Here is a 23,978-nt window from a genome sequence, read left to right as displayed (position 1 = left end):
TCGTCACCCCGGACTTGATCCGGGGTCCAGCTTCTTTGTCGGCGCGACAAACCCCGTAGTCGCGAGCCGCACTTTACTGCACAGCAAAAGCCCCGCGCCATTCCGGCTTCACGGCCGCCAGCACCGCCGGCGTGACCGGCAGCGTCACTTCATACGATCCCTCGGCATAAGGCCCGGCTTCATAGGGCGCGATCAGGAAGCCGATGCGGTCGAACGCCTTCTTGCCGCGCGAGCCCAGGATCACCGTCTGCGCCAAGGGATCGACGCAGGCGTCAAAGCCACTGTCGCCGCCCAGGCTGGCATGGCTGCCGCGCTTCTTGGCGCGTTGCGCGTCCAGTGCCTTGCAGAAATCGGCGTGGATCGCGCCGGTGAGCGCGGCGCGGGCGGTGAACAGGTCTAGCGCATTGCGGGCCTGGCCGGCGCGCTTGTCCCACAGGATCGCGGCATAGCCATAGTTGGGATGGGCGCCGCCGCTGTCGTTGCCGACCAGGCTCGACAGGCTGAGCCAATCGGGCAAGTCGGCGACAACCTGCCATTCCTGCCAATGGCCAAAGGCATGGAACGGATACTTGTCGCGCGCCGCTTCCTTCTGCCCCTGCTCGGCATCGTGCTTGAGCGTGGCGCGCTGGGCGGCCTCGTCTGCCGCCAGCCGGGCACGCAGGGCGGGCTGGGCATCGGCCGCAGCAGGCCAGGAATAGCTGAATTCATAGGCATCGGTGCTTTCCTTCACCGCATGCCCGGCGGTGGAAGATTGCGTCGCCTGGGCGCTGGCGTGGCTGGTGGTGGCGCTGGCCGTGGTCGTGGTCGTGTCAGGCGGCGCGGCCTGGCTGGCCGGGGCGGGCGTTGCCGGCTGGCGGTTGCAGGCGGCAAGCATGGCCAGTGTCATCAGGGCAGGCAGCAGGGCAGAGTGGCGGGGGGGTGGCATAAGGGGCATCGCGGGGCATTTTCCTCTCGATCTTGGCGCCGTCCTGCGCCAAGGTCTGGTCCAAGATGACCGACAAGAACGCGTTGATCCAGCCCGATCGCGACCAGAGCGCGATTGCCCTGCACATTGTCGACAAGGCAGGCCTGCCCGATTGGCTGCGCGCCCGCAGCGGCCAGGCGCGTGCCCTGCTGACGGCACAAGCCTTTGCTGGCGCTGCCGGCGAGGTGGCCGTCGTGCCCGAGGGGGATGGCGATGGCTGGATCGCGGTGGCGGGCGTCGCCGATCGCGCCAAGCTTGGCACCTGGTGCCTGGCCCGCGCGGCAGAGCGGCTGCCTGCCGGCACCTATCGCCTGGTCGGCGCGGGCGATGCCGCCCCCGCGCTGCATGGGTGGATCACCGCGCAATACCGGTTCGATCGCTATCGCAGCCAGGGCAGCGAGCCCGGCCCGCGCGTGCTGCTGACCAGCGCGGTGCGCGCCCTGCCGCTGGCCCTGGCCGAAGCGGCGGCGGTCACCATGGTGCGTGATCTGGTCAATACCCCCGCCGAAGACATGGGCCCGGCGCAACTGGAGGCGGAAGCCCGCGCGCTGGCCAAGGCGCACCACGCCACGATCCATGTGATTGCCGGCGATATGCTGGAGCGGGACTATCCGATGGTCCATGCGGTGGGTCGCGCCGCCGCGCGAAGCCATGCCCCGCGCCTGATCGAGCTGGAATGGGGGAACCCCAGCCATCCCCGCGTGGCCGTGGTGGGCAAGGGCGTGTGCTTTGATTCCGGCGGCCTCGATATCAAGCCGGCCTCGGGCATGGCGCTGATGAAAAAGGACATGGGCGGCGCGGCCCATGCCCTGGCGCTGGCCGGGCTGATCATGGGGCAAAACCTGCCGGTGCGGTTGCATCTGCTGGTCCCGGCAGTGGAAAATGCCATTTCCGGCAACGCTTTCCGCCCAGGAGACATTCTGCGCACGCGCCAGGGCTTGAGCGTGGAAGTGACCAACACCGATGCCGAAGGGCGCCTGGTGCTGGGCGACGCGCTGACCCGTGCGAGCGAGGCCAAGCCCGAACTGGTGATCGACTTTGCCACGCTGACCGGCGCGGCGCGGGTGGCACTGGGCCCCGATCTGCCGGCGATGTTTGCCCGGCGCGACGAGACGGCGCAGGCTCTGCTCGCCGCCGGGATCGGGCGCGATGATCCGTGCTGGCAGTTGCCGCTGCACGATGCCTATCGCGAATGGCTGAAATCCGATGTCGCCGATCTGCAGAATTCGCCCAGCAATGGTTTTGCCGGGGCTAGCGTGGCGGCGCTGTTCCTCGATCGCTTTGTCGGCGAGGGAATCGATTGGCTGCATTTCGATACCTTTGCCTGGCGCCCGGTGGGCAAGCCGGGCCGGCCCAAGGGTGGTGAAGCGCTGGGGCTGCGCGCGGCCTGGGGCCTACTGCAGGGGCGCTACGCGGCGGGCTGAACGCGGCGCGGATGGCGCAAAACTTGAATCCCGGGGCAAGGGCGGCTAAGCGCGCGCCTTTGCGAATGTCCGGGAACCCGCCTTGTCTGCCGAATCCGATCTTGCCCTTGTCGTTTCCCCGGCCGTAGCGCCCGAGGGAGAACTGGCTCTTTCCGGCCCTTCGGCCAAGGTCGATCCGCTGCGCCTGCCGGTTCGTGGCGATCTGGCGCATGTCCGCCTGGCTGGCCGCGTCTTCGTGCCGCACTATGCCGTGCCGATGCTGCACCGCGTGGTCGCTGAAACGGCTTTGCTCAAGGCCGGGCGCAGCGATGCCGAGGCCATCGCGCAACTGCCGGCGGGTGAAACCTTTGCCGTGCTCGACATGGCCGGCGGCTGGGCCTGGGGCCAGGCATCGGATGAAGGCGGCCTGGTGGGCTATGTGCCGCTTTCTGCGCTGGAGTTGGTAGCATGACCACGCAGGTTTTCATCGATGGCGCTGCCGGCACGACCGGCCTGGAAATTGCCGAGCGGCTGGCTGGCCGCAGCGAATTTGCGCTGATCACGCTGGACGAAGCCCGCCGCAAGGATGATGGCGCCCGGGCCGAGGCGATCAACGCCGCCGACGTGGTGATCCTGTGCCTGCCCGACGATGCCGCGCGCGCGGCCGTGGCGATGGTCGCCAACGATACCACGCGCGTGATCGATGCCTCCACCGCGCACCGCGTGGCCGAAGGCTGGACTTATGGCCTGCCCGAAGTGGTCGGTCGCGATGCCGTGGCCAATGCGCGCCGCGTATCCAATCCCGGCTGCTATCCCACCGGGTTCATCGCCCTGGTTGCGCCACTGGTGCGCGCTGGCCTGCTGCCGGCCAACTGGCCCTATGTCGTGCATGCGGTGTCGGGCTATTCCGGCGGCGGCAAGGCGCTGATCGCCCGGTTCGAAGACGATACCGACATTGCCTGGCGCGGCTATGGCCTGGCCTTCGGGCACAAGCACGTGCCGGAAATGACTGCCTATGCCGGTCTTTCGGTCGCTCCGCTGTTCAGCCCGGCGGTGGTGCCGGCGCTGCGCGGCATGGTGGTGGAAGTGCCACTGTCATTGCAAGCGATGCCCGGCGCCGGTTCGGCAGAGGCGATGTTCGCGGCGCTGGACGCGTTCTATGCCGGCAGCCCGATCGTCAGCGTCAAGCACGGCGCGCCGGCCGAGGGCGAGTTCCTGATGCGCCGCAGCGCCCAGGCGTGGGACGGCCTCGCGCTGAGCGTGATTGGCAGCAAGGATGGCACCCAGGTGCGCCTCGTCGCCCAGCTCGACAATCTGGGCAAGGGCGCCAGCGGCGCGGCGGTGCAGACGCTCAATCTGATGGCAGGCCTACCGGAAACCGCGGGTCTGTCGCTGTAATTCGCGATCCTCATCCGCAAAAAAAGGCGCCGGAGCGATGCCCCGGCGCCTTTTTTTGCGTCAACGCGCGAAAGATCAGTCTTCCGGCGCGATGGTGACCTTGAGGCCATCGACGACCGGCAGCTGGCACGACAGGCGCGACGTGGCGGTGCGGTGGTCCGAGCTGTCGAGCAGGTCGTTCTCGTCTTCGCTCATCGCCGGCAGCGCGTCGGCGCCATCATCGACATAGACATGGCACGTGGCGCACGAGCAGCACCCGCCGCACAGGGCAAGCAATTCGTCAAAGCCGTTATCGCGGATGGCTTCCATCACGGTAAGGCCGCTATCCACTTCGATGGCCTTTTCGGCACCGGCACGATCGACGACAACAAGCTTCGGCATTGTCTAAAGCTCCTCATGGTGGGCGGGATTCGCATCGATCTCTGTTCGCCCTTCGTCCCGGCTGCTAATGCCCTGGGAAAATATTGGCCAGAAAAATTTGAGCATGTGCGAAGGGATGCAGCGCCGAATGGGACTTTCTAACCAGGCGATCACGGCGGGACTGGATCATCTCGCCGCGCAGAACCCGGCTTTTGCCGCAGCTTTGGCCAAAGTCGGCTATCCCGAACCGCGCATTCGCGAAACCGGCTACCGTACGCTGCTGCGCACCATCGTCGGGCAGCAGGTGAGCGTGGCGGCGGCCGCATCGGTGTGGGCGCGGCTCGAAGCGCTGCTGGGGCCCGACATGCCGCCGGCCGATCTGCTCGCGGCCGATTTCGATGCGCTGCGCAGCTGTGGCCTGTCTCGCCAGAAGCAGGGCTATGCCCGCTCGCTGTGCGAACTGGTGGTATCGGGCGCGCTCGATCTGGCGGCCTTGCCCGATGATGATGAGGCGGCCATTGCCCAACTGGTGCAGATCAAGGGCGTGGGCCGCTGGTCTGCCGAAATCTATTTGCTGTTTGCCGAAGGGCGGCCCGATATCTGGCCAGCAGGAGACCTTGCCGTGCAGGTTGGCCTGGGCAAGTTGCTGGGCCTGCCGGAACGGCCGAGCGAGAAGGAAACGCGCGCTCTGGCCGAGCCCTGGCGCCCGCATCGCGGCGCCCTCGCGCTGTTTACCTGGCATTGCTATGCCAATCCCGCGCTATGACGAAATGCATCTTCGTCACCGGTGGCGCGTCGGGCATCGGCCGGGCCATCGCCATCCGCTTTGCCCGGGAAGGCTGGTTTGTGGCGCTGGCCGATGTCGATAGCGCCGGCATGGCACAGACCGGTGCGCTGCTGCCGGCCGGGCGCTGGTCAGCTCACCTGCTCGACGTGCGCGATGCCGCTGGGTGGGACATTGCCTTGGGCTTGGCCGCAGCGGCAGGGGGCGGCGTGATCCATGTCGTCGCCAACAACGCCGGCGTGCCGCTGGGCGGCGCCCTGGCGCAGTGCGCGGTGGACGAAATCGAACGGGTGATCGCGATCAACCTGACCGGCGCCACGCTGGGCGCACGGGCGGCCTATCCCTGGCTCAAGGCGACCGCGGGGCAGGGCGCCTGCCTGCTCAACACCGCCAGCGCGGCTGCGCTCTATGGCACGCCGGGCACGTCGGTCTATGCCGCCACCAAGGCGGGCCTGCGCGCGCTGACCGAGGCGCTCGACGCCGAATGGGCGGGCGATGGGATTGCCGTGCGCAGCCTCATGCCTGGCTTCATCGCCACGCCGCTGCTCGAACACGCACCCAATGCCGCCACGCCCGGCACGATCACAGACGCAGTGGTGCGCCAGGGGTTGGAGATCGGCACGCCCGATGCCGTGGCTGAGGCGGCGTGGCAGGCGGTGCATGGGCCGCGCCTGCATATGCTGGTCGGCCCCACGGCGCGGCGCCTGGCCTTTGCCGCGCGCTGGCTGCCGGGCACGCTGCGCCGCCGGTTGCGGCGGGGCGGTGGCACGGCTACGGCTTGATCACATGACCGCGCCCCATCTTGCCGCCCATGACCTTGCCTGTCGGCGTGGCGATCGCGTGCTGTTTCGCGGCGTGGGCTTTGCGCTGGAAGCGGGACAGGCGCTGCATCTGGCCGGCGCCAATGGCATCGGTAAATCCAGCTTGATCCGCATCCTGGCGGGCCTGATGCGGCCCTTTGCCGGTAGCGTGGAGCGCGCCGGCGCCGTGGCTCTGGTCGACGAGCGGCTCGCGCTCGATCCGCATCAGCCGCTGGGCCAGGCGCTGGCGTTCTGGCACGCGATCGATGGCACCGTGCCTACGCCGGATGATCCCTTTGGCCTGGCTGATCTGGCCGATGTGCCGGTGCGCTATCTTTCCACCGGGCAGAAGAAGCGCGCCGCGCTGGCGCGCCTGGCTGCAGCGCAGGCGCCGATCTGGCTGCTCGACGAACCGCTCAATGGCCTCGACACGGCCTGGGCGGCCAAGGCCCAAGCCGCGATCGAGGCGCACCGCGCCGCAGGGGGCCTGGTGGTCATCGCCTCGCACCAGCCGCTGGCGCTGGCCGGGGTGCAGACCCTGACCATGGCCGATCACGTCCCCGCGCCGCAAAACGATGATGGCGATGGCGATGGAGACTGGGCATGATCGCGCGCATCTGGCCGATCTTCCGCCGCGATCTGGCGCTGCTGCTGCGCGGCGCGCAGGGACGGGGCGGGGCGGCGCTGCCGCTGCTGTTCTTCCTTGCCGTGGCGATGCTCTATCCCTTTGCGGTGGGGCCGGATGCGCGCCTGCTGGCTCGCACCGGGGCGGGCGTGATCTGGGTCGCGGCGCTGCTGGCCGCGATCCTGCCGCTCGATCGGCTGGTGGAGCCTGACGTGGAGGCCGGGCTGTTCGATCAGTGGGCGTTGCGCGGCCTGTCGGAAGAAGTGCTGCTGATGGTACGGATCGTGGCCCACTGGATCAGCTTTGGCGTGCCGCTGCTGCTAGCCGCGCCGATTGCTGCCGGGCTGCTCTCGCTCGATGCCGGGCAATTGGCCATGGTCGAATGGGGGCTGCTGCTCGGCACGCCGGGGCTTGCCGCGATTGGCGTGACGATCGCCGCGCTCACTGCCGGCCTGCGCGCCGGTGCGGCGCTGGGCGGGCTGTTGGCCATTCCACTGACTGTTCCGCTGCTGATTTTCGGGGCCGGTTCGCTGCAACCGGGGGGCGAGGGCGGCCTGGGCCTGTTGGCCGCATGCAGCCTGGTGGCCTTGGCCGTGGCGCCGTTTGCCGGGGCAGCGGCGATCCGGGCGGCGCGCGAATAGCTTTGCCGGCCCCAAGCGCAATTGGGTTGCCGTTTGCGTCATGGCGCCTTACCTCGCAAGGCATGACTGCTTCCGCGATCGTCCCTGACAGCCTCTCCCTGATCGGCAATACCCCGCTCGTGCGCCTGGCCGGCCCGAGCGAGGCGGCTGGCGCCGAAATCTATGGCAAGTGCGAATTTGCCAACCCCGGTGCCTCGGTCAAGGATCGCGCCGCGTTGTGGATCGTGCGCGATGCCGAGGAACGCGGCGCGCTGCAGCCGGGCGGCACCATCGTCGAAGGTACGGCGGGCAACACCGGCATCGGCCTGGCGCTGGTCGCCAATGCGCTGGGCTACAAAAGCGTGATCGTCATGCCCGAGACGCAGTCGCGCGAAAAGATGGACACGCTGCGCGCGCTGCGGGCAGAGCTTGTGCTGGTGCCGGCCGCACCCTTTTCCAATCCCAACCACTTCGTCCACACCTCGCGCCGCATTGCCGAGGAAACCGAAGGCGCGATCTGGGCGAACCAGTTCGACAACATTGCCAACCGCCGCGCCCATATCGAAAGCACTGCGCCCGAAATCTGGGCGCAGATGGATGGCCGCGTCGATGGGTTCATTTGCGCGGCGGGCACCGGTGGCACGATCGCCGGCACCGGCATGGGCCTCAAGGCCTTTGACGAAAAGATCACCGTGGGCCTTGCCGATCCTCATGGCGCCGCGCTCTACAACTATTACGCCCATGGCGAACTCAAGGCCGAAGGATCTTCTGTCGCCGAAGGCATCGGCCAGGGGCGCATCACCGCCAACCTGGAAGGCGCGCCGATCGATACCCAGTTCCGCATTTCCGACCAGGAAGGGCTTTATTGGGTCGAGCGCCTCTTGGCCGAGGAAGGGCTGTGCCTGGGCCTGTCGAGCGGAATCAACGTGGCAGGCGCAGTGGCGCTGGCCAAGCAACTCGGCCCTGGCGCGCGGGTAGCCACGATCCTGTGCGATACCGGCTTCCGCTATCTCTCGTCGCTCTACAATCCCGAATGGCTGCGCGCCAAGGGGCTGCCCATCTTCCCGTGGCTTGAGCAATAAGCTATAGCCGCGCGATGGCGCTGTTCCGATTGCATCGCGAACGCAAGTTGACTCCGTTCGGGGCCGCATCGGCTGCGCCGATCGCGCCGGTGCATCATGTCCCGCTTTCGCCCCGTGAACTGCGCGCGCAGGCGGTCTATCGCCTGCAAGTGGGGCTGTTTGGCCTGGGCGGGATCATCCTGCTGATCAGCCTGGCCAATGTCGTCATGGAGCGGGTGACCCTGGCCAACCGCGCGGCCGCACTCGATCCCACGGTGGAAGCGAGCGCCACGGCCGCCAACGACCCGCTGGTCGACATGGGCGTGGCCCCCGAACTGCCGGTGGGCGCCGCCCCCGCGCAGCAGAACCCCAGCCAGCAGCACTGATCCGCCGCACTGCGGATTGCCCCCAGGTGGCAAATCCGCCCTGTTCGGGGAAAGCACGGGCCAACCCGCCGATCATTCCCGTTCATTCACGGGAAAGCGCGGGAAAAAGCATCTCCGAAACGGGCGTGATTCGGAAACTGGCGGGATTCCAAGGGCTTCAATGTGAAACATAAAGTGAACATATCTATGGTTAAGCGTAAAATACCATAAAAAACCTCAATCGAATCAGCTTCTGACCGTTCTTTCCCGCAATTTCCCCTTTTCGCCCGGGGCGTCCCGCGATAGCATGGCGCCATCGGGACAAGCTTTCATGTCGCATCCGTGGGGGATGGTTCGGCTGGTGTGCGCACATCAGCCGTCGACGGGGAGCTTTTGTCCGGCGGGCAAGGTGGTGACGGGACGTGGCGGGAGCACCGTCAAACTATTGGGGGCAGGGCTTCTCGCCGCGTGGCGAGAAGAACCGCTTCGTCCTGCCCGCAGACTTCCGCGCCACCGTGAAAGACGCTTCGCAGGGCCAGCGCCTGCTTTGCCTCGATCGCCATCACAAGTTCCCCTGCCTCACCGGTTTCGGGCTGTCCCGCGTGGAAACCTTTCCCGCCCGCATTGCCCGGGAAGAGGAAATGGCCTTCAAGCGCGGCGACGACTTTGACCCTGACACCCGTGCCGCCCAGCTTTATGGTTTCCTGCGTGCCAGCTTTGACGAATCCGGTCGTTTCATCCTGCCCGATCACCTGGGGGAGCAGGCCAGCGTGAACGACGCGCTTTATTTTCATGGCGGCGGGGAATTCTTCACCATCTGGGCACCCGACGTGCTGTTCACGATGGACAGCGGCTGGGACAGCGCCAAGGCGACCTGCCGCGCGCTGATGGCCGAAGCGGCGCAAAAGGCGAAGCGCAAGTGAGCGCGCAATTGCCCACCGACCTGCCGCCCTCGGCAGCTGTGCCGGCGCAGGCCCCGCACATTCCCGTGCTGCTCGATGAAGTGATCGCCGCGCTGGCACCCCAGCCGGGCGAGGTGATCGTCGACGGCACGTTCGGTGCGGGCGGCTATACCCGCGCGATCCTGGCGCAGGGCGCCACCGTCCATGCCTTTGATCGCGATCCCGATGCGATCGCTGCTGGCCGCCTCTGGCCCGAAACCCAGGGTGACGCGCCCACCCTCGTGCTCCATCCGCGCCGTTTTTCGGAAATGGCCACCGCCCTGGCCGAAGCCGGGGTTGGCCAGGTGCAGGGCGTGGTGCTCGATATCGGGGTCAGCTCGATGCAGCTTGACCAGCGCGAGCGTGGCTTTGCCTTTTCCAGCGATGGTCCGCTCGACATGCGCATGTCGCAGGATGGGATGAGTGCGGCCGATTTCCTGAACGAGGCCGACGAGGCCGAGATCGCCGATGTGCTTTATATCTACGGTGAAGAGCGGCAATCGCGCCGCGTCGCGCGCGCGGTGGTGGCCGCGCGCCCGCTGACCACCACTGGGCAATTCGCCGCCGTGGTGCGCAAGGCGCTGGGGTATCGCCCTGGGGCGGCCAAGGACCCGGCCACGCGCAGCTTCCAGGCGGTGCGCATTCACGTGAACGGCGAACTGGATGAGTTGCGCGCCGCGCTTGATGCGGCTGAGCGCCTGCTGGCGCCGGGCGGACGGCTGGCCGTGGTCAGCTTCCACAGCCTGGAAGACCGTATCGTCAAGCAGTTCCTGCGCGAGGCGGCGGGCGCCACGCCTGCGGGCTCGCGCCATCTGCCGCCCCAGGCGCAAGCCTTTGCGGCCGTGTTCGAAAAGCCATCGGCGGCGATCCGCCCTGGCCCTGAAGAAGAGGCGCGCAATCCGCGCGCCAGGTCTGCCACCTTGCGCTGGGCGGTGCGAACCGCTGCCCCAGCGCGCGCGCTTGCGGGGAACCTGTCGGCATGATCCTGTCTGCTCAACGCCTGCGTTCGATCGGTTGGCTCGCCCTGCTTGCAGTGTGCGGCGCACTGGTCATGATCCTGTCGTTCCGGGTCAATGCCCTGCGCAGCCAGGTGCATCGGGCCGAGGGCCAGATCGTGGCGCTCAAGCAGCAGAAGATGTACCTGGAAACCGAGTTCGAAACGCGCGCCAACCAGCAGCAGCTCAAGGCGTGGAACGATCTTGAATTCGGCTATGTCGCCCCGGTTGCCGGGCAATATCTGGAAAATGAACGCCAACTCGCGGTGTTGAGCAAGCCGGCCGAACCTGATGCGCCCGCGCCGATCCGCGTGGCCACGGTGGATGACAGCGTGATTGCCGCTGCCGCGTTCCCGGCGCTGTCGGGCGATCACCCGGCGGTGCGGCCGCTGTCGGAAACGCACGAGGCGGAAAGCGATGATGCTGGCGCCGGCAAGCCGCGCAGCCGCCCGCTCGACCATGCCCAGGCAACCGCCACGCTGGCCGAAAAGCTCGGCACGCTGCATGCGGCCACCAACCATACGGTGGCGGCGCGCGACGAAAAGCGCGAAAAGCACGACAAGACCACAGCCAAGCACACGGCAGGTGTGGAGAAGACCGCGTCCAAGGCTTCCCGCGAGACCGCCGCGCGGACTAAGGCTGGCACCAAGTCTGCCCGGGCAGACGCCAGGGATGGTAAAGGCGGCAAGGACAAGGCGAAGGCCAAGGCCAAGCCGCCGGTCAAGACTGCGCAAAAGAGTGCCCGCGGGGATCGCAAGACAGGAGTGAAGACGAGCCGGTGAACCAGCTTACCGCCTCGGCCGCCATCGCCACCGGCCGCGTCCAGCTGGCCAGCGTGCGCCAGCGTTCGCTGGTCACTGCCAAGGTTCGCGTCCTGGTGGTCGCGGTGGGCTTTGTCTTCCTGACGCTGACGGCGCTGGTGCGCCTGACGCAGCTGGGCCTGTTCGAACAGGCGCCCGATCGCCGCTCGCTGGCCGAGGCATTGCTGCCCCCGCGCGGCGAGATCACCGATCGCAACGGCGTGCCGCTGGCCCGCGCGTTCCCGTCCTATTCGCTGTGGTTCAATCCCAAGGCGCTGGGCGAAAAGGGCAATCCCCTGGTCAAGACGCCCGAGGAAGTGGCCCGCGCCTTGATGCAGATCTTTCCCGATGCCGATTACAAGGATCTGGTTGCCCGGCTGAAATCGGGCAAGGGCAGCTATCTGCGCAAGCGCGTGCTGCCCGAGGAAGCCAACCGCGTGTTCGCGCTGGGCGAACCGGCGCTGGAATTCCCGCGCGAGAATCAGCGCTATTATCCGCAAGGCTCGCTCGCGGCCAACGTGCTGGGCTACGTCGATGAAGAGGGCAAGGGCCACGTCGGGATGGAGCAGGTGCTCGAACCCCGCCTGCTCGATCCGGCGCAGCGCGGCACCCCGGTGGAACTCTCGCTCGATTCGCGCGCCCAGGGTGCGCTGGAAGACGAGCTGCTGCGCGGCATGCAGGAAAGCAACGCCAAGGGCGCGGCCGGCATCGTGCTCGATGTCGATAGCGGCGAAGTGATCGCGCTCGCCTCGCTCCCTTCGTTCAACCCCAATCGGTCAGACCGCGCGTTCAACGACCTGGTGTTCAACCGCGTATCGAACCAGGTGTACGAGCTTGGCTCCACCTTCAAGCCGATCACCATTGCGGCCGCGATCGATGCCGGCGTCGTGACCGATCTGTCGGTGCGCTATCCAACCGCGCCGCTGCACATTGCCGGGCGCACCATTCATGACAGCCACAACTTCGGCGCCTCGCTCAACGTGCCCGAGGCGCTGATCCACTCGTCGAACATCGTCACCGCGCAAGTGGCCGACAAGCTGGGCGGCCCGCTGCTGAGGCAGACGATGATGGCGCTGCACATGAACCAGCGCCCCACGATCGAGCTGCCGGCGCGCGGTTTCCCGCTGTGGCCGCATGGCGAAAACAAGGCTGGCGACTGGAGCCGGATCACCACCATGACGGTCAGCTATGGTCACGGCATCGCCGTCACGCCGCTGCATCTGGCCTGCGCCTATGCCGCGCTGGTCAATGGCGGCATCTGGCGCCCGGCCACGCTGTTCAAGGTCGATCCGGCGCACATTCCCGCCGGCACCCGGGTGTTCAAGGCATCGACCAGCGCGCGCATCCGCCAGTTGCTGCGCATGATCGTGGCCGATGGCACGGGCCGCAAGGCCGATGCCTCGGGCTTCCGCGTGGGCGGCAAGACCGGCTCGGCCGAAAAGCCCGGCAATGGCGGTTATCGCAAGACGTCGCTGGTCGCGACCTTTGCCGCCGCGTTCCCGATGGACAAGCCGCGCTATGTGGTCATCGCCATGCTCGATGAACCGCAAGGCACGGCGGCCACCTCGGGCCAGCGCACGGCGGCCTGGAACGCGGCGCCGATTGTGGGCCGCGTGGTGCCGCGCATCGGGCCGCTGCTGGGCGTGGTGCCCGACGGCAGCCGCGACGTGGATATTTCGGATCTTTCGCCGTTGATCGGCAGTGGAGAAGGTGAATGAAGCTGGGTGTGCTGGCACGGTCTGCCGGCGTGGCGCTGCCCGAGGCAGCCGCTGACATCAACGTAACCGGCTTTGCCATCGACAACCGCAAGGTGGCGCCGGGCACGGTGTTTGGCGCCTTTGCCGGCGCGCAGGTGAATGGTGAAGACTTCATTCCCGCCGCCATCGCCGCTGGCGCCGTCGCGGTGGTCGCCCGGCCCGAAGCGCGCGTGGAAGGCGCCGTGCACATCGCCGACGCCAATCCGCGCCGCCTGTTCGCGCATCTCGCCGCGCCGTTCTTTGCCCCGGTGCCGGAAACCGTGGTGGCTGTGACCGGCACCAACGGCAAGACCTCGACCGTGGAAATGACGCGCCAGCTGTGGCGCATGGCCGGCCATGCCGCCGCTTCGATCGGCACGCTGGGCGTGACCACGGCTGATGAAAGCGTATCGACCGGGCTGACCACGCCCGATATCGTGACGTTCCTGGCCAACATGCATGGCCTGGCCCGCGAAGGGGTGAGCCATGTTGCCTATGAAGCATCAAGCCATGGCCTTTCGCAGTTCCGCAATGAAGGGCTGCGTGTGGTGGCTGGCGGCTTTACCAACCTGAGCCGCGACCATCTCGATTATCACGAGACCATGGACGCCTATTTCACGGCCAAGATGCGCCTGTTTGACGAAGTGGTCGCCGAGGGCGGCACGGCGGTGGTCTGGGCCGACGACGCCTGGAGCGACAAGGCCCTGGCCCATGTCACCGCGCGCGGCCTCAAGGCGCTGACCGTGGGTGAAAAGGGTGAGGCGATCCGCCTGGCTGGCCGCACGCCGACCCAACTGGGCCAGGTGCTGGAACTGGTGCACGATGGCGCCACGCGCAAGGTTACGCTGCCGCTGATTGGCGCCTATCAGGCGGCCAACGCGCTGGTGGCGGCGGGGCTGGTCATCGCCAGCGGCGGCGCGGCGGCGGCAACGCTCGATGCACTGGCCCGCCTGCAGCCGGTGCGCGGGCGGCTGGAACGCGCGGCGATCAACCGCGCCGGGGCGCCGGTCTATGTCGACTATGCCCACACGCCCGACGCGATCGAGGCGGCGATTGCCGCGCTGCGCCCGCATGTCGGCGCGCGGCTGATCACCGTCATCGGTGCGGGCGGCGATCGCGATACCGGCAAGCGCGCGCCGATGGGCGCGGCGGCCTGCGCCGGGTCTGATCTGGTGATCGTGACCGATGACAATCCCCGTGGCGAAGACCCGGCCGCGATCCGCGCTGCCGTGATGGCCGGGTGCGATGGCCGCGCCGTGGAAGTGGCCGATCGCCGCGCCGCGATTGCCCATGCCGTGGGCCAGGCGGGCAAGGGGGATATCGTGCTGGTGGCCGGCAAGGGCCACGAACAGGGACAGATCGTGGGGCGTGGTGAAGCCATGCGGGTGCTGCCGTTCGATGACGTGCAGGTGGCCCGTGAATGCGTGGGAGAGATAACCGGATGACCGCAGCCGCCGCCCTGATCGACTGGCCGCTTGAGGCCGAGGACGACACCCCGCTGGCCCTGTGGACAGCGCAGGAGATCGCGGCGGCAACCGGCGGCAAGGCCTCTGTCGCGTTTGCCGTGGGCGGGGTGGCGTTTGACAGCCGCGAGGTGATGGAGGGCGACCTGTTCCTCGCGCTGCGCGGCGAAAGCGCGGATGGCCACCGCTTTGTCACCGGCGCATTCGGCAAGGGTGCTGCCGCTGCGGTGGTGGAGCATTCGGTGCTGCATCCGCATGTGCTGGTTGACGATACCACCGCCGCGCTCGATGCCCTGGGCCGTGCGGCGCGTGCGCGTCTGGCGCCCGAAGCGCGGGTGATCGGGGTGACCGGATCGGCCGGCAAGACCTCGGTCAAGGAAGCGCTGTTTGCCGCGCTCGATCGCGGCAGCCGGGGGCGGGCGCATCGCTCGGTCAAAAGCTACAACAACCACGTCGGCGTGCCGCTCAGCCTGGCGCGCATGCCCGCGCGCACTCAGTTCGGCGTGTTCGAGATGGGCATGAACCATGCCGGAGAGCTTTCGGCGCTCACCCGGCTGGTGCGCCCGCATGTGGCCATCGTCACCACCATCGCGCCCGCGCACATCGGCCACTTTAGCGGCGAGGAAGCCATCGCCGATGCCAAGGGCGAAATCTTCGAAGGGCTGGAGGCGGGCGGCATCGCGATCATCCCGGCCGACAGCCCGCATTATGAACGCCTGCGCGCCAAGGCGGCCCAGCATGCCGGCGTGATCATCGCCTTCGGCCGTGCGGCCCATGCCGATGTGCGCCTGCTCGATGTGGTGCCGGCGCCTGGCGGTGGCTCGCTCGTCACGGCCGACCTGGGTGGTTTCGGCGAAGGCGGCGGTAAGTTGTGCTATACCGTGGCGCAGCCGGGCGATCACTGGGTGATCAATTCGCTGGCGGTGATGGCCGCCGTGCGCGCCGTGGGTGGAGACCTGGGTGCGGCCGGCCTAGCGCTGGCTGAAATGGCCGGGCTGGCCGGGCGTGGCGCACGCCATCAGGTGGCTGTCGATGGCGGCGATGGCAGCGGCACCGCGCTGGTGATCGACGAAAGCTATAATGCCAATCCTGCCTCGATGGCCGTAACGCTCGCGGGCCTGGGCGCCACGCCTGCGGCGCGGCGCATCGCGGTGCTGGGCGCAATGCGCGAACTGGGCGCCGATGAAGATCGCTATCACGCCGAACTGGCTGGGTCCGTGCTGGCCGCCGGCATTGCCCATGCCGTGCTCGTTGGCCCCGAAATGGCGGCATTGGCCGCCGCATTGGGGAAAAGCGACGGGGCCGCGCTTGCAGCGCCCCTGCAAGTCGATCATGTGCAAACGAGTGCCGAGGCAGCAGACGTGCTGGCGCGGATCGGCATTGCGGGCGGGGACGCCATCCTCGTAAAAGGTTCGAATTCGGTTGGTCTGGGCGCGCTGGTTGACCTGTTGGGGTCAGGGCGCTGGCCTGACAAGGAACGGTGAATGCTCTATCTCCTGGCTCACTGGCTGCATTATGAAGGCCTGACCAATCTCTTTCGCTATCAGTCGTTCCGGGCCGGGGCGTCGCTGCTGACCGCGCTGTTGATCGGGCTGCTGATCGGGCCGCGCTTCATCAACATGCTGCGCATGCGCCAGGGCAAGGGCCAGCCGATCCGCGAGGATGGGCCGCAAAGCCACCTGGCCAAGCGCGGCACGCCGACGATGGGCGGATTGATGATCGTGACGGCGCTGGTGCTGGGCCTGCTGCTGTGGATGGACCTGTCGAGCCGCTATGTCTGGGCCTGTCTGATCGTCACGCTCGGCTTTGGCCTGATCGGCTTCATGGACGATTACGACAAGGTCACCAAATATGCCCACCAGGGCGTGCCGGCCAAGGTGCGCCTGCTGCTGGAATTCGTGATCGCCGGGATCGCCGCGTGGCTGGTGGTGACCGAAACCAATCTCTACGTCCCGGTGTTCAGCAACCTCTATATCCCGCTGGGGCCGTTCTATTTCGTGTTCGCCGCCTTCGTCATCGTGGGCGCGGGCAATGCCGTGAACCTGACCGACGGGCTCGATGGGCTGGCGATCATGCCGGTGATCATCGCCTGCGGCACCTTTGCGATCATCGCCTATCTGGCGGGCCGCGCCGACTATGCCCATTACCTGGGCATTCCCCATGTGCCGGGTGCGGGTGAACTGGCGATCTATTGCGCTGCCGTGATGGGCGCGGGCCTGGCGTTCCTGTGGTTCAACGCGCCGCCGGCGGCGGTGTTCATGGGCGACACCGGCAGCCTGGCGCTGGGCGGCACGCTGGGCGTGATCGCGGTGGCCGCGCACCATGAAATCGTGCTGGCGATCGTCGGCGGGCTGTTCGTGATGGAAGCCGTTTCGGTGATCGTCCAGGTCTTCGTCTACAAGCGCACGGGCAAGCGGGTGTTCCGCATGGCCCCGATCCACCACCATTTCGAGCAGCTCGGCTGGAAGGAATCGACCGTGGTGATCCGCTTCTGGATCGTCTCGATCGTGCTGGCGCTGCTTGGCCTTGCCACGCTGAAGGTGCGATGATCGTCTCGCCTGCCTTTGCTGGAAAAAAGTATGCCGTGCTCGGCCTGGCGCGCTCGGGCATGGCCACGGTGGAATGCCTGCTGGCCAGCGGCGCACTGGTCACCGCGTGGGACGCGCGCGAGGAACCGCGCGCCGCGCTGGAAGGGCGCGTGACCCTGGCTGATCCGCTGGCGATCGATCTGGCCGGTTTTGCCGGGATCGTGGTTTCCCCCGGCGTGCCGCTCAACCGCCATCCGATCGCCGCCCATGCCCGCGCCGCTGGCGTGCCGGTGATCGGCGATATCGAACTGTTTGCCCAGGCGCGCGGCGATCTGCCGCCCCATCGCGTGGTGGCGATTACCGGCACCAACGGCAAGTCCACCACCACGGCGCTGACCCATCATCTGTTGCAGCAGGCGGGCGTGCCCACCTTGATGGGCGGCAATATCGGCAAGCCGATCCTCGAACAGCAGCCGCTACCCGCTGGCGGCGTCTATGTGCTGGAACTGTCGAGCTATCAGATCGATCTGACGCAGCGGCTCGATGCCGATGTGGCGATCCTGCTCAACCTCAGCCCCGATCACCTTGATCGTTACGACGGCTACGATGGTTATGTCGCGTCCAAGGCGCGGCTGTTTGGCATGCAGGCGCCGGGCCACCTCGCGCTGGTGGACATGCGGGCAGAGCTTGACGACGACGTGCTGCGCTTTGCCCCGGAAGGCGCCAACTTCACTTTCATCAACGCGATCGATCTGCCCGGTGATCCGGCGCAGTGGCCATCGCTACAGGGCCCGCACAACCGCGCCAATGCGGCGGCGGCGGTGGGCGCGGCGCGCTATCTTGGACTGGACGAGGCGACGATCGAGGCGGGCCTCGCCAGCTTCGTGGGGCTGCCCCACCGCATGGAACGCGTGGCGCAAAAGGATGGTGTGCTGTTCGTGAACGACAGCAAGGCCACCAATCCGGCTTCCACCGCGCCGGCGCTGGCCGCCTTTCCGCGCATCCACTGGATCGTTGGCGGCCTGCCCAAGGGCGATGATCTTGACGAGTGCGCGCCGCATTTCAGCCATGTCGTGCACGCTTATACCATTGGTGAGGCGGGCCCGCGCTTTGCCGAAATCCTGGAGCCGGTACTGCCGGTGACGCGCGCCGAGATGCTGGGCGATGCCGTGCGTGCCGCCATGGCGCAGGCCGTGCCGGGCGATGTGATCATGCTGTCGCCGGCCTGTGCCAGTTTCGACCAGTTCCGCGATTTCGAGGCGCGCGGCGAATGCTTCCGCCAGATCGTCGCCGCCCTCACGGCAGGGAACTGACCGGCATGGCTTCCGGCGGCCCCGTTCTGCCCCCGGCATCGGGCACCGCGCCTGCCGCCACGGCGGCTTCGGCCTCGGCGATGCAGCGCTTCCGGCGCACGCGGCGCAGCGAACTGGTGATCTGGTGGCGCGAGATCGATCGCGTGCTGCTGGGCCTGATCCTGGTCTTGATGATCGTGGGCGCGATTGCCGTGGCCGCGGCCTCTCCGGCCAGCGCGCATCGCCTCTCCACCCATCAAAAGGCGCTGGGCGATCTCTATTTCTTCTGGCGCCAGCTGGAAATGCAGGGGCTTGGCCTGCTCGGCATGTTTGCAGTGTCGCTGCTGCCCAAGGATACCGCGCGGCGCGCAGCGATCATGCTGGCCGGCGTGATGGTCGTGGCCCTTATCCTGGTGCCGATCATGGGCACCGAGGTAAAGGGCGCCAAACGCTGGGTGCTGGGCATCCAGCCATCCGAATTCCTCAAGCCTGGCTTTGCCATTGCCGTCGCGTGGATCCTGTCGTGGAAAGTGCGCGATCCGCACATGCCGGTGATCCGCCTGTCGATGGTGCCGATGCTGGTGGTGGCGGTGCTGCTGATGGCGCAGCCCGATTTCGGCTCTACCGTGCTGTTTGCCGGGGTGTGGTTCGTGCTCGTGCTGCTGTCGGGCCTACCGCTGGCGCGGGTGGGCTGGGCGATGGGCGGGGCAATCGTGGCGGTGATCCTGGCCTATCTCTTCTATCCCAACGCCACGCACCGCATCGACAACTTCCTGTCGGGCGGGGCAGAGTTCGACCAGGTGGACCTGGCCATGCGCACGCTGGTGGCCGGCGGGTGGAGCGGCACTGGCCTGTGGCTGGGTGCGCGCAAGAACGCGCTGCCCGAGGCGCACACCGACTATATCTTTTCGGTGATTGGGGAAGAGTTCGGCCTGATCTCCTGCGCGATCGTGGTGATCCTCTATTGCGCCATCGTGCTGCGGGTGCTGCTGCGCCTGGTGGACGAGGAAGACCTGTTCACCGTGCTGGCAGCCACCGGCCTGACCGCGCAATTGGCGGGGCAGGCGTTCATCAACATCCTGGTCAACCTGCAACTGTTCCCGTCCAAGGGGATGACGCTGCCACTGATCAGCTATGGCGGTTCGTCCACCATCGCGCTGTTGCTGGGTGTCGGTTTCCTGCTCGCCATCACGCGCCGCAACCCCTATCTGACGCGCGAAACCTTCCATCTGGGCGAATTGACGCGCAAATGACTGCACAACCTCAACCCGGCGTATCGCGCCACTTCGTGCTGGCCGCTGGCGGTACGGGCGGCCACCTGATTCCCGCCTTTGCCCTGGCCACCGAACTGCACGCGCGCGGCCATCACGTGGCGCTGATCACCGATGCGCGCGGCGCCAAGATTCCCGGCAAGCCCGATTTCCTAACTGCTCATGTGCTGCCCGCCGGGCGCCTGGGCAAGAACCCGGTTGCCCTGCTCAAGGGCCTGCGCGCGATCTGGCAGGGCCGCTCGATGGCGCTGCGCTTGTTCGAAAGCTTTGCGCCGTCGTGCGTGATCGGCTTTGGCGGCTACCCGGCGCTGCCCGCCCTGCTGGCGGCGCGTGCGGCGCGCATTCCCACGGTGATCCACGAACAGAACGCCGTGCTGGGCCGGGTTAACCGCTACCTGGCCAAGGGCGTCGATGCCATCGCCACCGCCTATCCCGAGGTGGATCGCCTCGATCCGCGCTGGTGGGGTAAGGTACACCTGGTGGGCAATCCGGTGCGCCCTGAAGTGCTGGCTCTGCGCGGCGAGCCGTTCCCGGAATTTTCCGAAGACAGCCTGTTCCGCGTGCTGGTGACCGGGGGCAGCCAGGGCGCGTCGGTGCTGGCTCAGGTCGTGCCCGATGGCCTGGCCATGCTGCCGCCCGCGCTGCGCCACCGCCTGCAAGTGACGCAGCAGTGCCGCCCCGAAGACCTGGAAGCCGTGCGCGCGCGCTATGCCGCGCATGAAATTCCCGCCGAACTGGGCACCTATTTCGAAGACATGGCGAGCCGGCTCGCCGGCGCCCACCTGTTCGTCGGCCGCGCTGGCGCATCGACCATTGCCGAGCTTACCGCCGTGGGCCGCCCGGCGATCCTGGTGCCGCTGCCGATCGCCACGGACGATCACCAGGCCGCCAACACCCGCGAAATGGTCAAGGCCGGCGGCGCCCGCGCGATCCGCCAGCCCGGCTTCACGCCCAAGGAACTGGCCAAGCAGATTCAGGCCATGGCGATGAATCCTACTGGGCTGGCCAATGCCGCCCATGCCGCGCGGAACTGCGGCTTGCCGCGCGCGGTCGAAGACCTCGCTGATCTGGTCGAAGGGTTTGGCGGTGCGCCGCTGATGGATGTGATCCGGGTTGACGGCAAGGCGGCCGCCCCGGCAACGGCTGGCGGCGAAGCGCTGGCTTTGGAGAATGAAGCATGAAGGGTGTCGGCGTCGAAATCGGCACGATCCATTTCGTCGGCATCGGCGGCATCGGCATGTCGGGCATTGCCGAAGTGATGCACAACATGGGCTATGCCGTGCAGGGGTCAGACATGGCGGAAAGCTATGTCGTTGAAGGGCTGCGCGCACGCGGCATCCCGGTGATGATCGGCCAGTGCACGGAAAACGTCGCCAATGCCCAGGTGGTGGTGACCTCCACTGCGGTGAAGCGCGACAATCCCGAAGTGGTGGCCGCGCTGGAAGCGCGCATTCCCGTGGTGCGCCGCGCGGAAATGCTGGCTGAACTGATGCGCCTGAAAAACACCGTCGCGGTGGCGGGCACGCATGGCAAGACCACGACTACGTCGCTGGTGGCCTGCCTGCTCGATGCTGGCGGCGTCGATCCCACGGTGATCAACGGCGGCATCATCAACTCCTACGGCTCCAACGCCCGCCTGGGTGACAGCGACTGGATGGTGGTGGAGGCCGACGAGAGCGATGGCTCGTTCTTGCGGCTCGATGGCACGATCGCGGTGGTCACCAACATCGATCCCGAGCATCTCGATCACTATGGCTCGTTCGAGAAGGTCAAGCGTGCCTTTGTCGAATTCATCGAGAACGTGCCGTTCTATGGCGCGGCGATGCTGTGCATCGACCATCCCGAAGTGCAGGCGATCATCCCGCAGGTGCGCGATCGCCGCGTGGTGACCTATGGCTTTTCCGCCCAGGCCGACGTGCGCGGCGAAGGCGTGACTCCCGAACCGGGCGGCAACCGCTTCACCGCCGTGCTGCGCCAGCGCGATGGCTCGTTCCAGCGGATCGAAGACATTCACCTGCCGATGCCCGGCCGCCACAACGTGCAGAACGCGCTGGCCGCGATTGCCGTGGCGGTGGAAATGGGCGTGCCGCACGATCTGGTGCGCACGGGCTTTGCCAAGTTCGGCGGGGTCAAGCGCCGCTTTACCAAGGTGGGCGAGGTTGCCGTGCCCGGTGGCGAGGTGGCGGTGATTGATGACTATGGCCATCACCCGGTGGAAATCCGCGCCGTGCTGGCTGCCGCGCGTGAAGGCGTGCGTGGCCGGGTGATCGCCGTGGTCCAGCCGCACCGCTTCACCCGCCTGCGTGACCACATGGAAGATTTCCAGGGCGCGTTCAACGATGCCGACGTGGTCTATGCCGCGCCGGTCTATCCCGCTGGCGAACAGCCGATCGAGGGCGTGGACAGCGCCGCCATGGTCGAAGGCGTCAAGGCGCGCGGCCACCGCAGCGCGCATCTGATCGCCGGGCCGGAAGCCTTGGCCGCCGAACTGGCGCCGCAGCTTCAGGCTGGCGACATGGTCGTGTGCCTGGGGGCTGGCGATATTACCAAGTGGGCGGCCGGCCTGGCGCCGGCGATCGTGGCGTTGCGGGGTGAGGGGTGATGGAAACGTCGCAACACCACCCCCAAACCCCCTCCTCTAAAGAGGAGGGGGCTTCCAATGCCAATCCCCCCCTCCTCTTCAGAGGAGGGGGTCAGGGGGTGGTGGAAGCCACGCCCGAGCTTCGCGGCAAGCTCACCCCCAACGCCCCGCTTGCCCCGCTGGTCTGGTTCAAGTCGGGCGGCACCGCCGACTGGCTCTATGAACCCAAGGACGTGGCCGATCTGCAGGCGTTCCTGGCAGCGCTCGATCCGCAATTGCCGGTCATGGCGCTGGGACTGGGGTCCAACCTCATCGTGCGCGATGGCGGCGTGCCGGGCGTGGTGGTGCGGCTGGGCAAGCCCTTCGCCAAAGTCAGGGCGGTCGATGCCGTCACGCTCGATTGCGGGGGTGGCGCCTCGGGCATCCTGGTGTCGTCCACCGCGCGCGATGCGGGGATTGCTGGGCTGGAATTCCTGCGCTCGATCCCCGGCACAGTCGGCGGCTTCGTGCGCATGAACGGTGGCGCCTATGGCCGCGAGGTCAAGGACATCCTGGTCGATTGCGACGTGGTGATGCGCACTGGCGAACTGGCGCGTCTGTCGGTGGCAGAACTGGGCTATGCCTATCGCCATTCCGAGCTGACCGATGGCAGCATCGTGGTCTCCGCGCGTTTTCGCGGGCAACCGGGAGAGCCCGAGGCGATCCAGGCCGAGATGGACCGCATTTCCGCCGCGCGCGAGGCAAGCCAGCCGCTGCGCAGCAAGACCGGCGGTTCCACGTTCAAGAACCCCGATGGGCACAAGGCCTGGGCGCTGGTCGATGCCGCCGGGTGCCGTGGCCTGACCCTGGGCGGCGCACAGGTGAGCGAAAAGCACACCAACTTCCTGATCAACACCGGTACCGCCACCAGCGCCGAGATCGAGGCGCTGGGCGAAGATGTGCGGGCCCGTGTGAAACAGACACAAGGCGTGGAGTTGCAGTGGGAAATCAAGCGGGTGGGCCGAATCAAGCACGAGAATCTGCCATGACAGATCTGCCCCGGCTTCATGTGGCGATTTTGATGGGCGGCTGGTCGAGCGAGCGACCGGTCTCGCTGACCAGCGGCGAAGGCGTGGCCTGCGCGCTTGAGGCGCGCGGGCACACCGTCACGCGGATCGACATGGGCCGTGACGTGGCGCTGCGCCTGGCAGAGGCCGCGCCCGACGTGGTGTTCAACGCGCTGCACGGCACGCCCGGTGAAGACGGCACGGTGCAGGGCATGATGGACCTGATGGGGCTGACCTATACCCATTCGGGCTTGGCCACCTCGGTCATCGCCATCGACAAGGAACTGACCAAGCAGGCGCTCGTGCCCCACGGCATTCCCATGCCCGGCGGCCGCGTGGTCAAGACCGCAGAACTCTACAGCCACGATCCGCTGCCGCGGCCCTATGTGTTGAAGCCGGTCAACGAAGGATCGTCGGTGGGCGTGGCGATCGTCAGCGCCGAAGGCAACTATGGCAATCCGATCAGCCCGGATGCGCGCGGCCCCTGGCAGGAATTCGACGAACTGCTGGCCGAGCCGTTCATCCGTGGCCGCGAACTGACCACGGCGGTGCTGGGCGACCAGGCGCTGATGGTCACCGAGCTCAAGCCCAAGACCGGCTTTTACGATTTCGATGCCAAGTATACCGACGGGTTGACCGAGCATGTCTGCCCCGCCGAAATCCCCGATGATATCGCCCAGGCGTGCAAGGACATTGCCTTGCGCGCGCACAAGCTGCTGGGCTGCAAGGGCACCAGCCGTTCCGATTTCCGCTGGGACGACGAGCGCGGGGTGGAGGGGCTGTTCCTGCTCGAGGTGAACACCCAGCCGGGCATGACCCCGCTCAGCCTCGTGCCCGAACAGGCGCGCCACCTGGGCATGGACTATCCCGACCTGGTCGAGGCGATCCTGGCCGAGGCGATCAAGGATGCGGCCGCCGCCAAGACCAGGAAGGGGGCTGGCTGAC

24 protein-coding genes are annotated in these 23,978 nt (G+C 67.3%); 22 read left to right on the top strand and 2 right to left on the bottom strand.

Annotated elements, in window-relative coordinates; all coding sequences use genetic code 11:
• Positions 1–73: 73 nt before the first annotated feature.
• Positions 74–886, bottom strand: coding sequence for a PdaC/SigV domain-containing protein (locus C8K14_RS04830; RefSeq protein WP_233250907.1), 813 nt, complete (start codon positions 884–886; stop codon positions 74–76).
• Between the two features lie 104 nt (positions 887–990).
• On the opposite strand from C8K14_RS04830, the gene C8K14_RS04825 reads away from it, so the two are divergent.
• From C8K14_RS04825 to argC, 3 genes are all read left to right on the top strand, one after another.
• Positions 991–2,388 (top strand): M17 family metallopeptidase, encoded by a 1,398-nt coding sequence (locus tag C8K14_RS04825; RefSeq protein ID WP_107716012.1) that lies wholly within the window; start codon positions 991–993, stop codon positions 2,386–2,388.
• A gap of 82 nt (positions 2,389–2,470) precedes the next feature.
• Positions 2,471–2,839: a hypothetical protein gene (locus C8K14_RS04820; protein WP_107715880.1), complete on the top strand. Its 369-nt coding sequence runs from the start codon at positions 2,471–2,473 to the stop codon at positions 2,837–2,839.
• Positions 2,836–3,765, top strand: coding sequence for an N-acetyl-gamma-glutamyl-phosphate reductase (argC, locus tag C8K14_RS04815; RefSeq protein WP_054130597.1), 930 nt, complete (start codon positions 2,836–2,838; stop codon positions 3,763–3,765). The genes C8K14_RS04820 and argC overlap by 4 nt, the downstream gene beginning before the upstream one ends.
• Positions 3,766–3,840: 75 nt before the next feature.
• Here the strand turns inward: argC and C8K14_RS04810 are convergent, their stop codons facing one another.
• Positions 3,841–4,146, bottom strand: coding sequence for a 2Fe-2S iron-sulfur cluster-binding protein (locus C8K14_RS04810; protein WP_107715879.1), 306 nt, complete (start codon positions 4,144–4,146; stop codon positions 3,841–3,843).
• 127 nt (positions 4,147–4,273) lie between these two features.
• On the opposite strand from C8K14_RS04810, the gene C8K14_RS04805 reads away from it, so the two are divergent.
• The 19 genes from C8K14_RS04805 to C8K14_RS04715 all read left to right on the top strand — a co-directional run bounded on the left by C8K14_RS04805 (position 4,274) and on the right by C8K14_RS04715 (position 23,977).
• Positions 4,274–4,891, top strand: a complete 618-nt coding sequence (locus tag C8K14_RS04805) for a DNA-3-methyladenine glycosylase (RefSeq protein WP_107716011.1) — start codon at positions 4,274–4,276, stop codon at positions 4,889–4,891.
• Positions 4,888–5,691 carry an SDR family oxidoreductase gene (locus tag C8K14_RS04800; protein WP_107715878.1) on the top strand — a complete coding sequence of 268 codons (804 nt, stop codon included), beginning with the start codon at positions 4,888–4,890 and terminating at the stop codon, positions 5,689–5,691. Before C8K14_RS04805 ends, C8K14_RS04800 begins: the two co-directional genes overlap by 4 nt.
• Before the next feature lie 4 nt (positions 5,692–5,695).
• Complete coding sequence (gene ccmA, locus C8K14_RS04795) at positions 5,696–6,316, top strand: heme ABC exporter ATP-binding protein CcmA (protein WP_107715877.1); 621 nt, start codon at positions 5,696–5,698, stop codon at positions 6,314–6,316.
• Positions 6,313–6,975, top strand: a complete 663-nt coding sequence (ccmB, locus tag C8K14_RS04790) for a heme exporter protein CcmB (protein WP_107715876.1) — start codon at positions 6,313–6,315, stop codon at positions 6,973–6,975. Before ccmA ends, ccmB begins: the two co-directional genes overlap by 4 nt.
• 62 nt (positions 6,976–7,037) lie before the next feature.
• Positions 7,038–8,036, top strand: coding sequence for a cysteine synthase A (locus C8K14_RS04785; RefSeq protein WP_022676166.1), 999 nt, complete (start codon positions 7,038–7,040; stop codon positions 8,034–8,036).
• A 47-nt stretch (positions 8,037–8,083) separates the two neighbouring features.
• Positions 8,084–8,401, top strand: a complete 318-nt coding sequence (locus C8K14_RS04780) for a hypothetical protein (protein ID WP_233250906.1) — start codon at positions 8,084–8,086, stop codon at positions 8,399–8,401.
• A 401-nt stretch (positions 8,402–8,802) separates the two neighbouring features.
• Positions 8,803–9,303, top strand: coding sequence for a division/cell wall cluster transcriptional repressor MraZ (locus C8K14_RS04775; RefSeq protein WP_107715875.1), 501 nt, complete (start codon positions 8,803–8,805; stop codon positions 9,301–9,303).
• On the top strand, positions 9,300–10,304 hold the full coding sequence (rsmH, locus tag C8K14_RS04770; protein ID WP_233250905.1) for a 16S rRNA (cytosine(1402)-N(4))-methyltransferase RsmH: 1,005 nt from the start codon (positions 9,300–9,302) through the stop codon (positions 10,302–10,304). Before C8K14_RS04775 ends, rsmH begins: the two co-directional genes overlap by 4 nt.
• Entirely contained in the window at positions 10,301–11,098 is a 798-nt protein-coding gene (locus C8K14_RS22995; protein WP_233250904.1) for a hypothetical protein, read from the top strand. Before rsmH ends, C8K14_RS22995 begins: the two co-directional genes overlap by 4 nt.
• Complete coding sequence (locus C8K14_RS04760; RefSeq protein WP_107715874.1) at positions 11,095–12,834, top strand: penicillin-binding protein 2; 1,740 nt, start codon at positions 11,095–11,097, stop codon at positions 12,832–12,834. The genes C8K14_RS22995 and C8K14_RS04760 overlap by 4 nt, the downstream gene beginning before the upstream one ends.
• A complete protein-coding gene (locus C8K14_RS04755) occupies positions 12,831–14,297 on the top strand; it encodes a UDP-N-acetylmuramoyl-L-alanyl-D-glutamate--2,6-diaminopimelate ligase (RefSeq protein WP_107715873.1) in 1,467 nt (488 codons plus the stop codon). The genes C8K14_RS04760 and C8K14_RS04755 overlap by 4 nt, the downstream gene beginning before the upstream one ends.
• The gene (gene murF, locus C8K14_RS04750; protein ID WP_107715872.1) at positions 14,294–15,799 is read left to right on the top strand and encodes a UDP-N-acetylmuramoyl-tripeptide--D-alanyl-D-alanine ligase; all 1,506 of its coding nucleotides are present in this window, start codon (positions 14,294–14,296) and stop codon (positions 15,797–15,799) included. The genes C8K14_RS04755 and murF overlap by 4 nt, the downstream gene beginning before the upstream one ends.
• Positions 15,800–16,864 carry a phospho-N-acetylmuramoyl-pentapeptide-transferase gene (gene mraY, locus C8K14_RS04745; RefSeq protein ID WP_107715871.1) on the top strand — a complete coding sequence of 355 codons (1,065 nt, stop codon included), beginning with the start codon at positions 15,800–15,802 and terminating at the stop codon, positions 16,862–16,864. It abuts the gene before it with no gap.
• Positions 16,861–18,156, top strand: a complete 1,296-nt coding sequence (gene murD / locus C8K14_RS04740; protein WP_107715870.1) for a UDP-N-acetylmuramoyl-L-alanine--D-glutamate ligase — start codon at positions 16,861–16,863, stop codon at positions 18,154–18,156. Before mraY ends, murD begins: the two co-directional genes overlap by 4 nt.
• An 80-nt stretch (positions 18,157–18,236) precedes the next feature.
• Entirely contained in the window at positions 18,237–19,388 is a 1,152-nt protein-coding gene (locus C8K14_RS04735; protein WP_028657776.1) for an FtsW/RodA/SpoVE family cell cycle protein, read from the top strand.
• Positions 19,385–20,587, top strand: coding sequence for an undecaprenyldiphospho-muramoylpentapeptide beta-N-acetylglucosaminyltransferase (gene murG / locus C8K14_RS04730; RefSeq protein WP_107715869.1), 1,203 nt, complete (start codon positions 19,385–19,387; stop codon positions 20,585–20,587). Before C8K14_RS04735 ends, murG begins: the two co-directional genes overlap by 4 nt.
• Positions 20,584–22,008 carry a UDP-N-acetylmuramate--L-alanine ligase gene (gene murC, locus C8K14_RS04725; protein WP_022675972.1) on the top strand — a complete coding sequence of 475 codons (1,425 nt, stop codon included), beginning with the start codon at positions 20,584–20,586 and terminating at the stop codon, positions 22,006–22,008. Before murG ends, murC begins: the two co-directional genes overlap by 4 nt.
• Before the next feature lie 101 nt (positions 22,009–22,109).
• Positions 22,110–23,015: a UDP-N-acetylmuramate dehydrogenase gene (gene murB, locus C8K14_RS04720; protein WP_233250903.1), complete on the top strand. Its 906-nt coding sequence runs from the start codon at positions 22,110–22,112 to the stop codon at positions 23,013–23,015.
• A complete protein-coding gene (locus tag C8K14_RS04715) occupies positions 23,012–23,977 on the top strand; it encodes a D-alanine--D-alanine ligase (protein WP_107715867.1) in 966 nt (321 codons plus the stop codon). Before murB ends, C8K14_RS04715 begins: the two co-directional genes overlap by 4 nt.
• Position 23,978: the final 1 nt, after the last annotated feature.

The sequence above is a fragment of the Novosphingobium sp. GV079 genome, assembly GCF_003058045.1.
Classification (GTDB): Bacteria; Pseudomonadota; Alphaproteobacteria; order Sphingomonadales; family Sphingomonadaceae; genus Novosphingobium; species Novosphingobium capsulatum.
The sequence above is the reverse complement of the archived record's forward strand: the minus strand, read 5'-3'. Positions and strand labels throughout refer to the sequence as shown.

What these genes read in the sequence shown, in the direction of transcription:
- C8K14_RS04830 (WP_233250907.1), bottom strand. Translation starts at nt 886, where the DNA reads ATGACACTGGCCATGCTTGCCGCCTGCAACCGCCAGCCGGCAACGCCC.
- C8K14_RS04825 (WP_107716012.1), top strand. Translation starts at nt 991, where the DNA reads ATGACCGACAAGAACGCGTTGATCCAGCCCGATCGCGACCAGAGCGCG.
- argC (WP_054130597.1), top strand. Translation starts at nt 2,836, where the DNA reads ATGACCACGCAGGTTTTCATCGATGGCGCTGCCGGCACGACCGGCCTG.
- C8K14_RS04810 (WP_107715879.1), bottom strand. Translation starts at nt 4,146, where the DNA reads ATGCCGAAGCTTGTTGTCGTCGATCGTGCCGGTGCCGAAAAGGCCATC.
- C8K14_RS04805 (WP_107716011.1), top strand. Translation starts at nt 4,274, where the DNA reads ATGGGACTTTCTAACCAGGCGATCACGGCGGGACTGGATCATCTCGCC.
- C8K14_RS04800 (WP_107715878.1), top strand. Translation starts at nt 4,888, where the DNA reads ATGACGAAATGCATCTTCGTCACCGGTGGCGCGTCGGGCATCGGCCGG.
- ccmA (WP_107715877.1), top strand. Translation starts at nt 5,696, where the DNA reads ATGACCGCGCCCCATCTTGCCGCCCATGACCTTGCCTGTCGGCGTGGC.
- ccmB (WP_107715876.1), top strand. Translation starts at nt 6,313, where the DNA reads ATGATCGCGCGCATCTGGCCGATCTTCCGCCGCGATCTGGCGCTGCTG.
- C8K14_RS04785 (WP_022676166.1), top strand. Translation starts at nt 7,038, where the DNA reads ATGACTGCTTCCGCGATCGTCCCTGACAGCCTCTCCCTGATCGGCAAT.
- C8K14_RS22995 (WP_233250904.1), top strand. Translation starts at nt 10,301, where the DNA reads ATGATCCTGTCTGCTCAACGCCTGCGTTCGATCGGTTGGCTCGCCCTG.
- C8K14_RS04755 (WP_107715873.1), top strand. Translation starts at nt 12,831, where the DNA reads ATGAAGCTGGGTGTGCTGGCACGGTCTGCCGGCGTGGCGCTGCCCGAG.
- murF (WP_107715872.1), top strand. Translation starts at nt 14,294, where the DNA reads ATGACCGCAGCCGCCGCCCTGATCGACTGGCCGCTTGAGGCCGAGGAC.
- mraY (WP_107715871.1), top strand. Translation starts at nt 15,800, where the DNA reads ATGCTCTATCTCCTGGCTCACTGGCTGCATTATGAAGGCCTGACCAAT.
- murD (WP_107715870.1), top strand. Translation starts at nt 16,861, where the DNA reads ATGATCGTCTCGCCTGCCTTTGCTGGAAAAAAGTATGCCGTGCTCGGC.
- C8K14_RS04735 (WP_028657776.1), top strand. Translation starts at nt 18,237, where the DNA reads ATGCAGCGCTTCCGGCGCACGCGGCGCAGCGAACTGGTGATCTGGTGG.
- murG (WP_107715869.1), top strand. Translation starts at nt 19,385, where the DNA reads ATGACTGCACAACCTCAACCCGGCGTATCGCGCCACTTCGTGCTGGCC.
- murC (WP_022675972.1), top strand. Translation starts at nt 20,584, where the DNA reads ATGAAGGGTGTCGGCGTCGAAATCGGCACGATCCATTTCGTCGGCATC.
- C8K14_RS04715 (WP_107715867.1), top strand. Translation starts at nt 23,012, where the DNA reads ATGACAGATCTGCCCCGGCTTCATGTGGCGATTTTGATGGGCGGCTGG.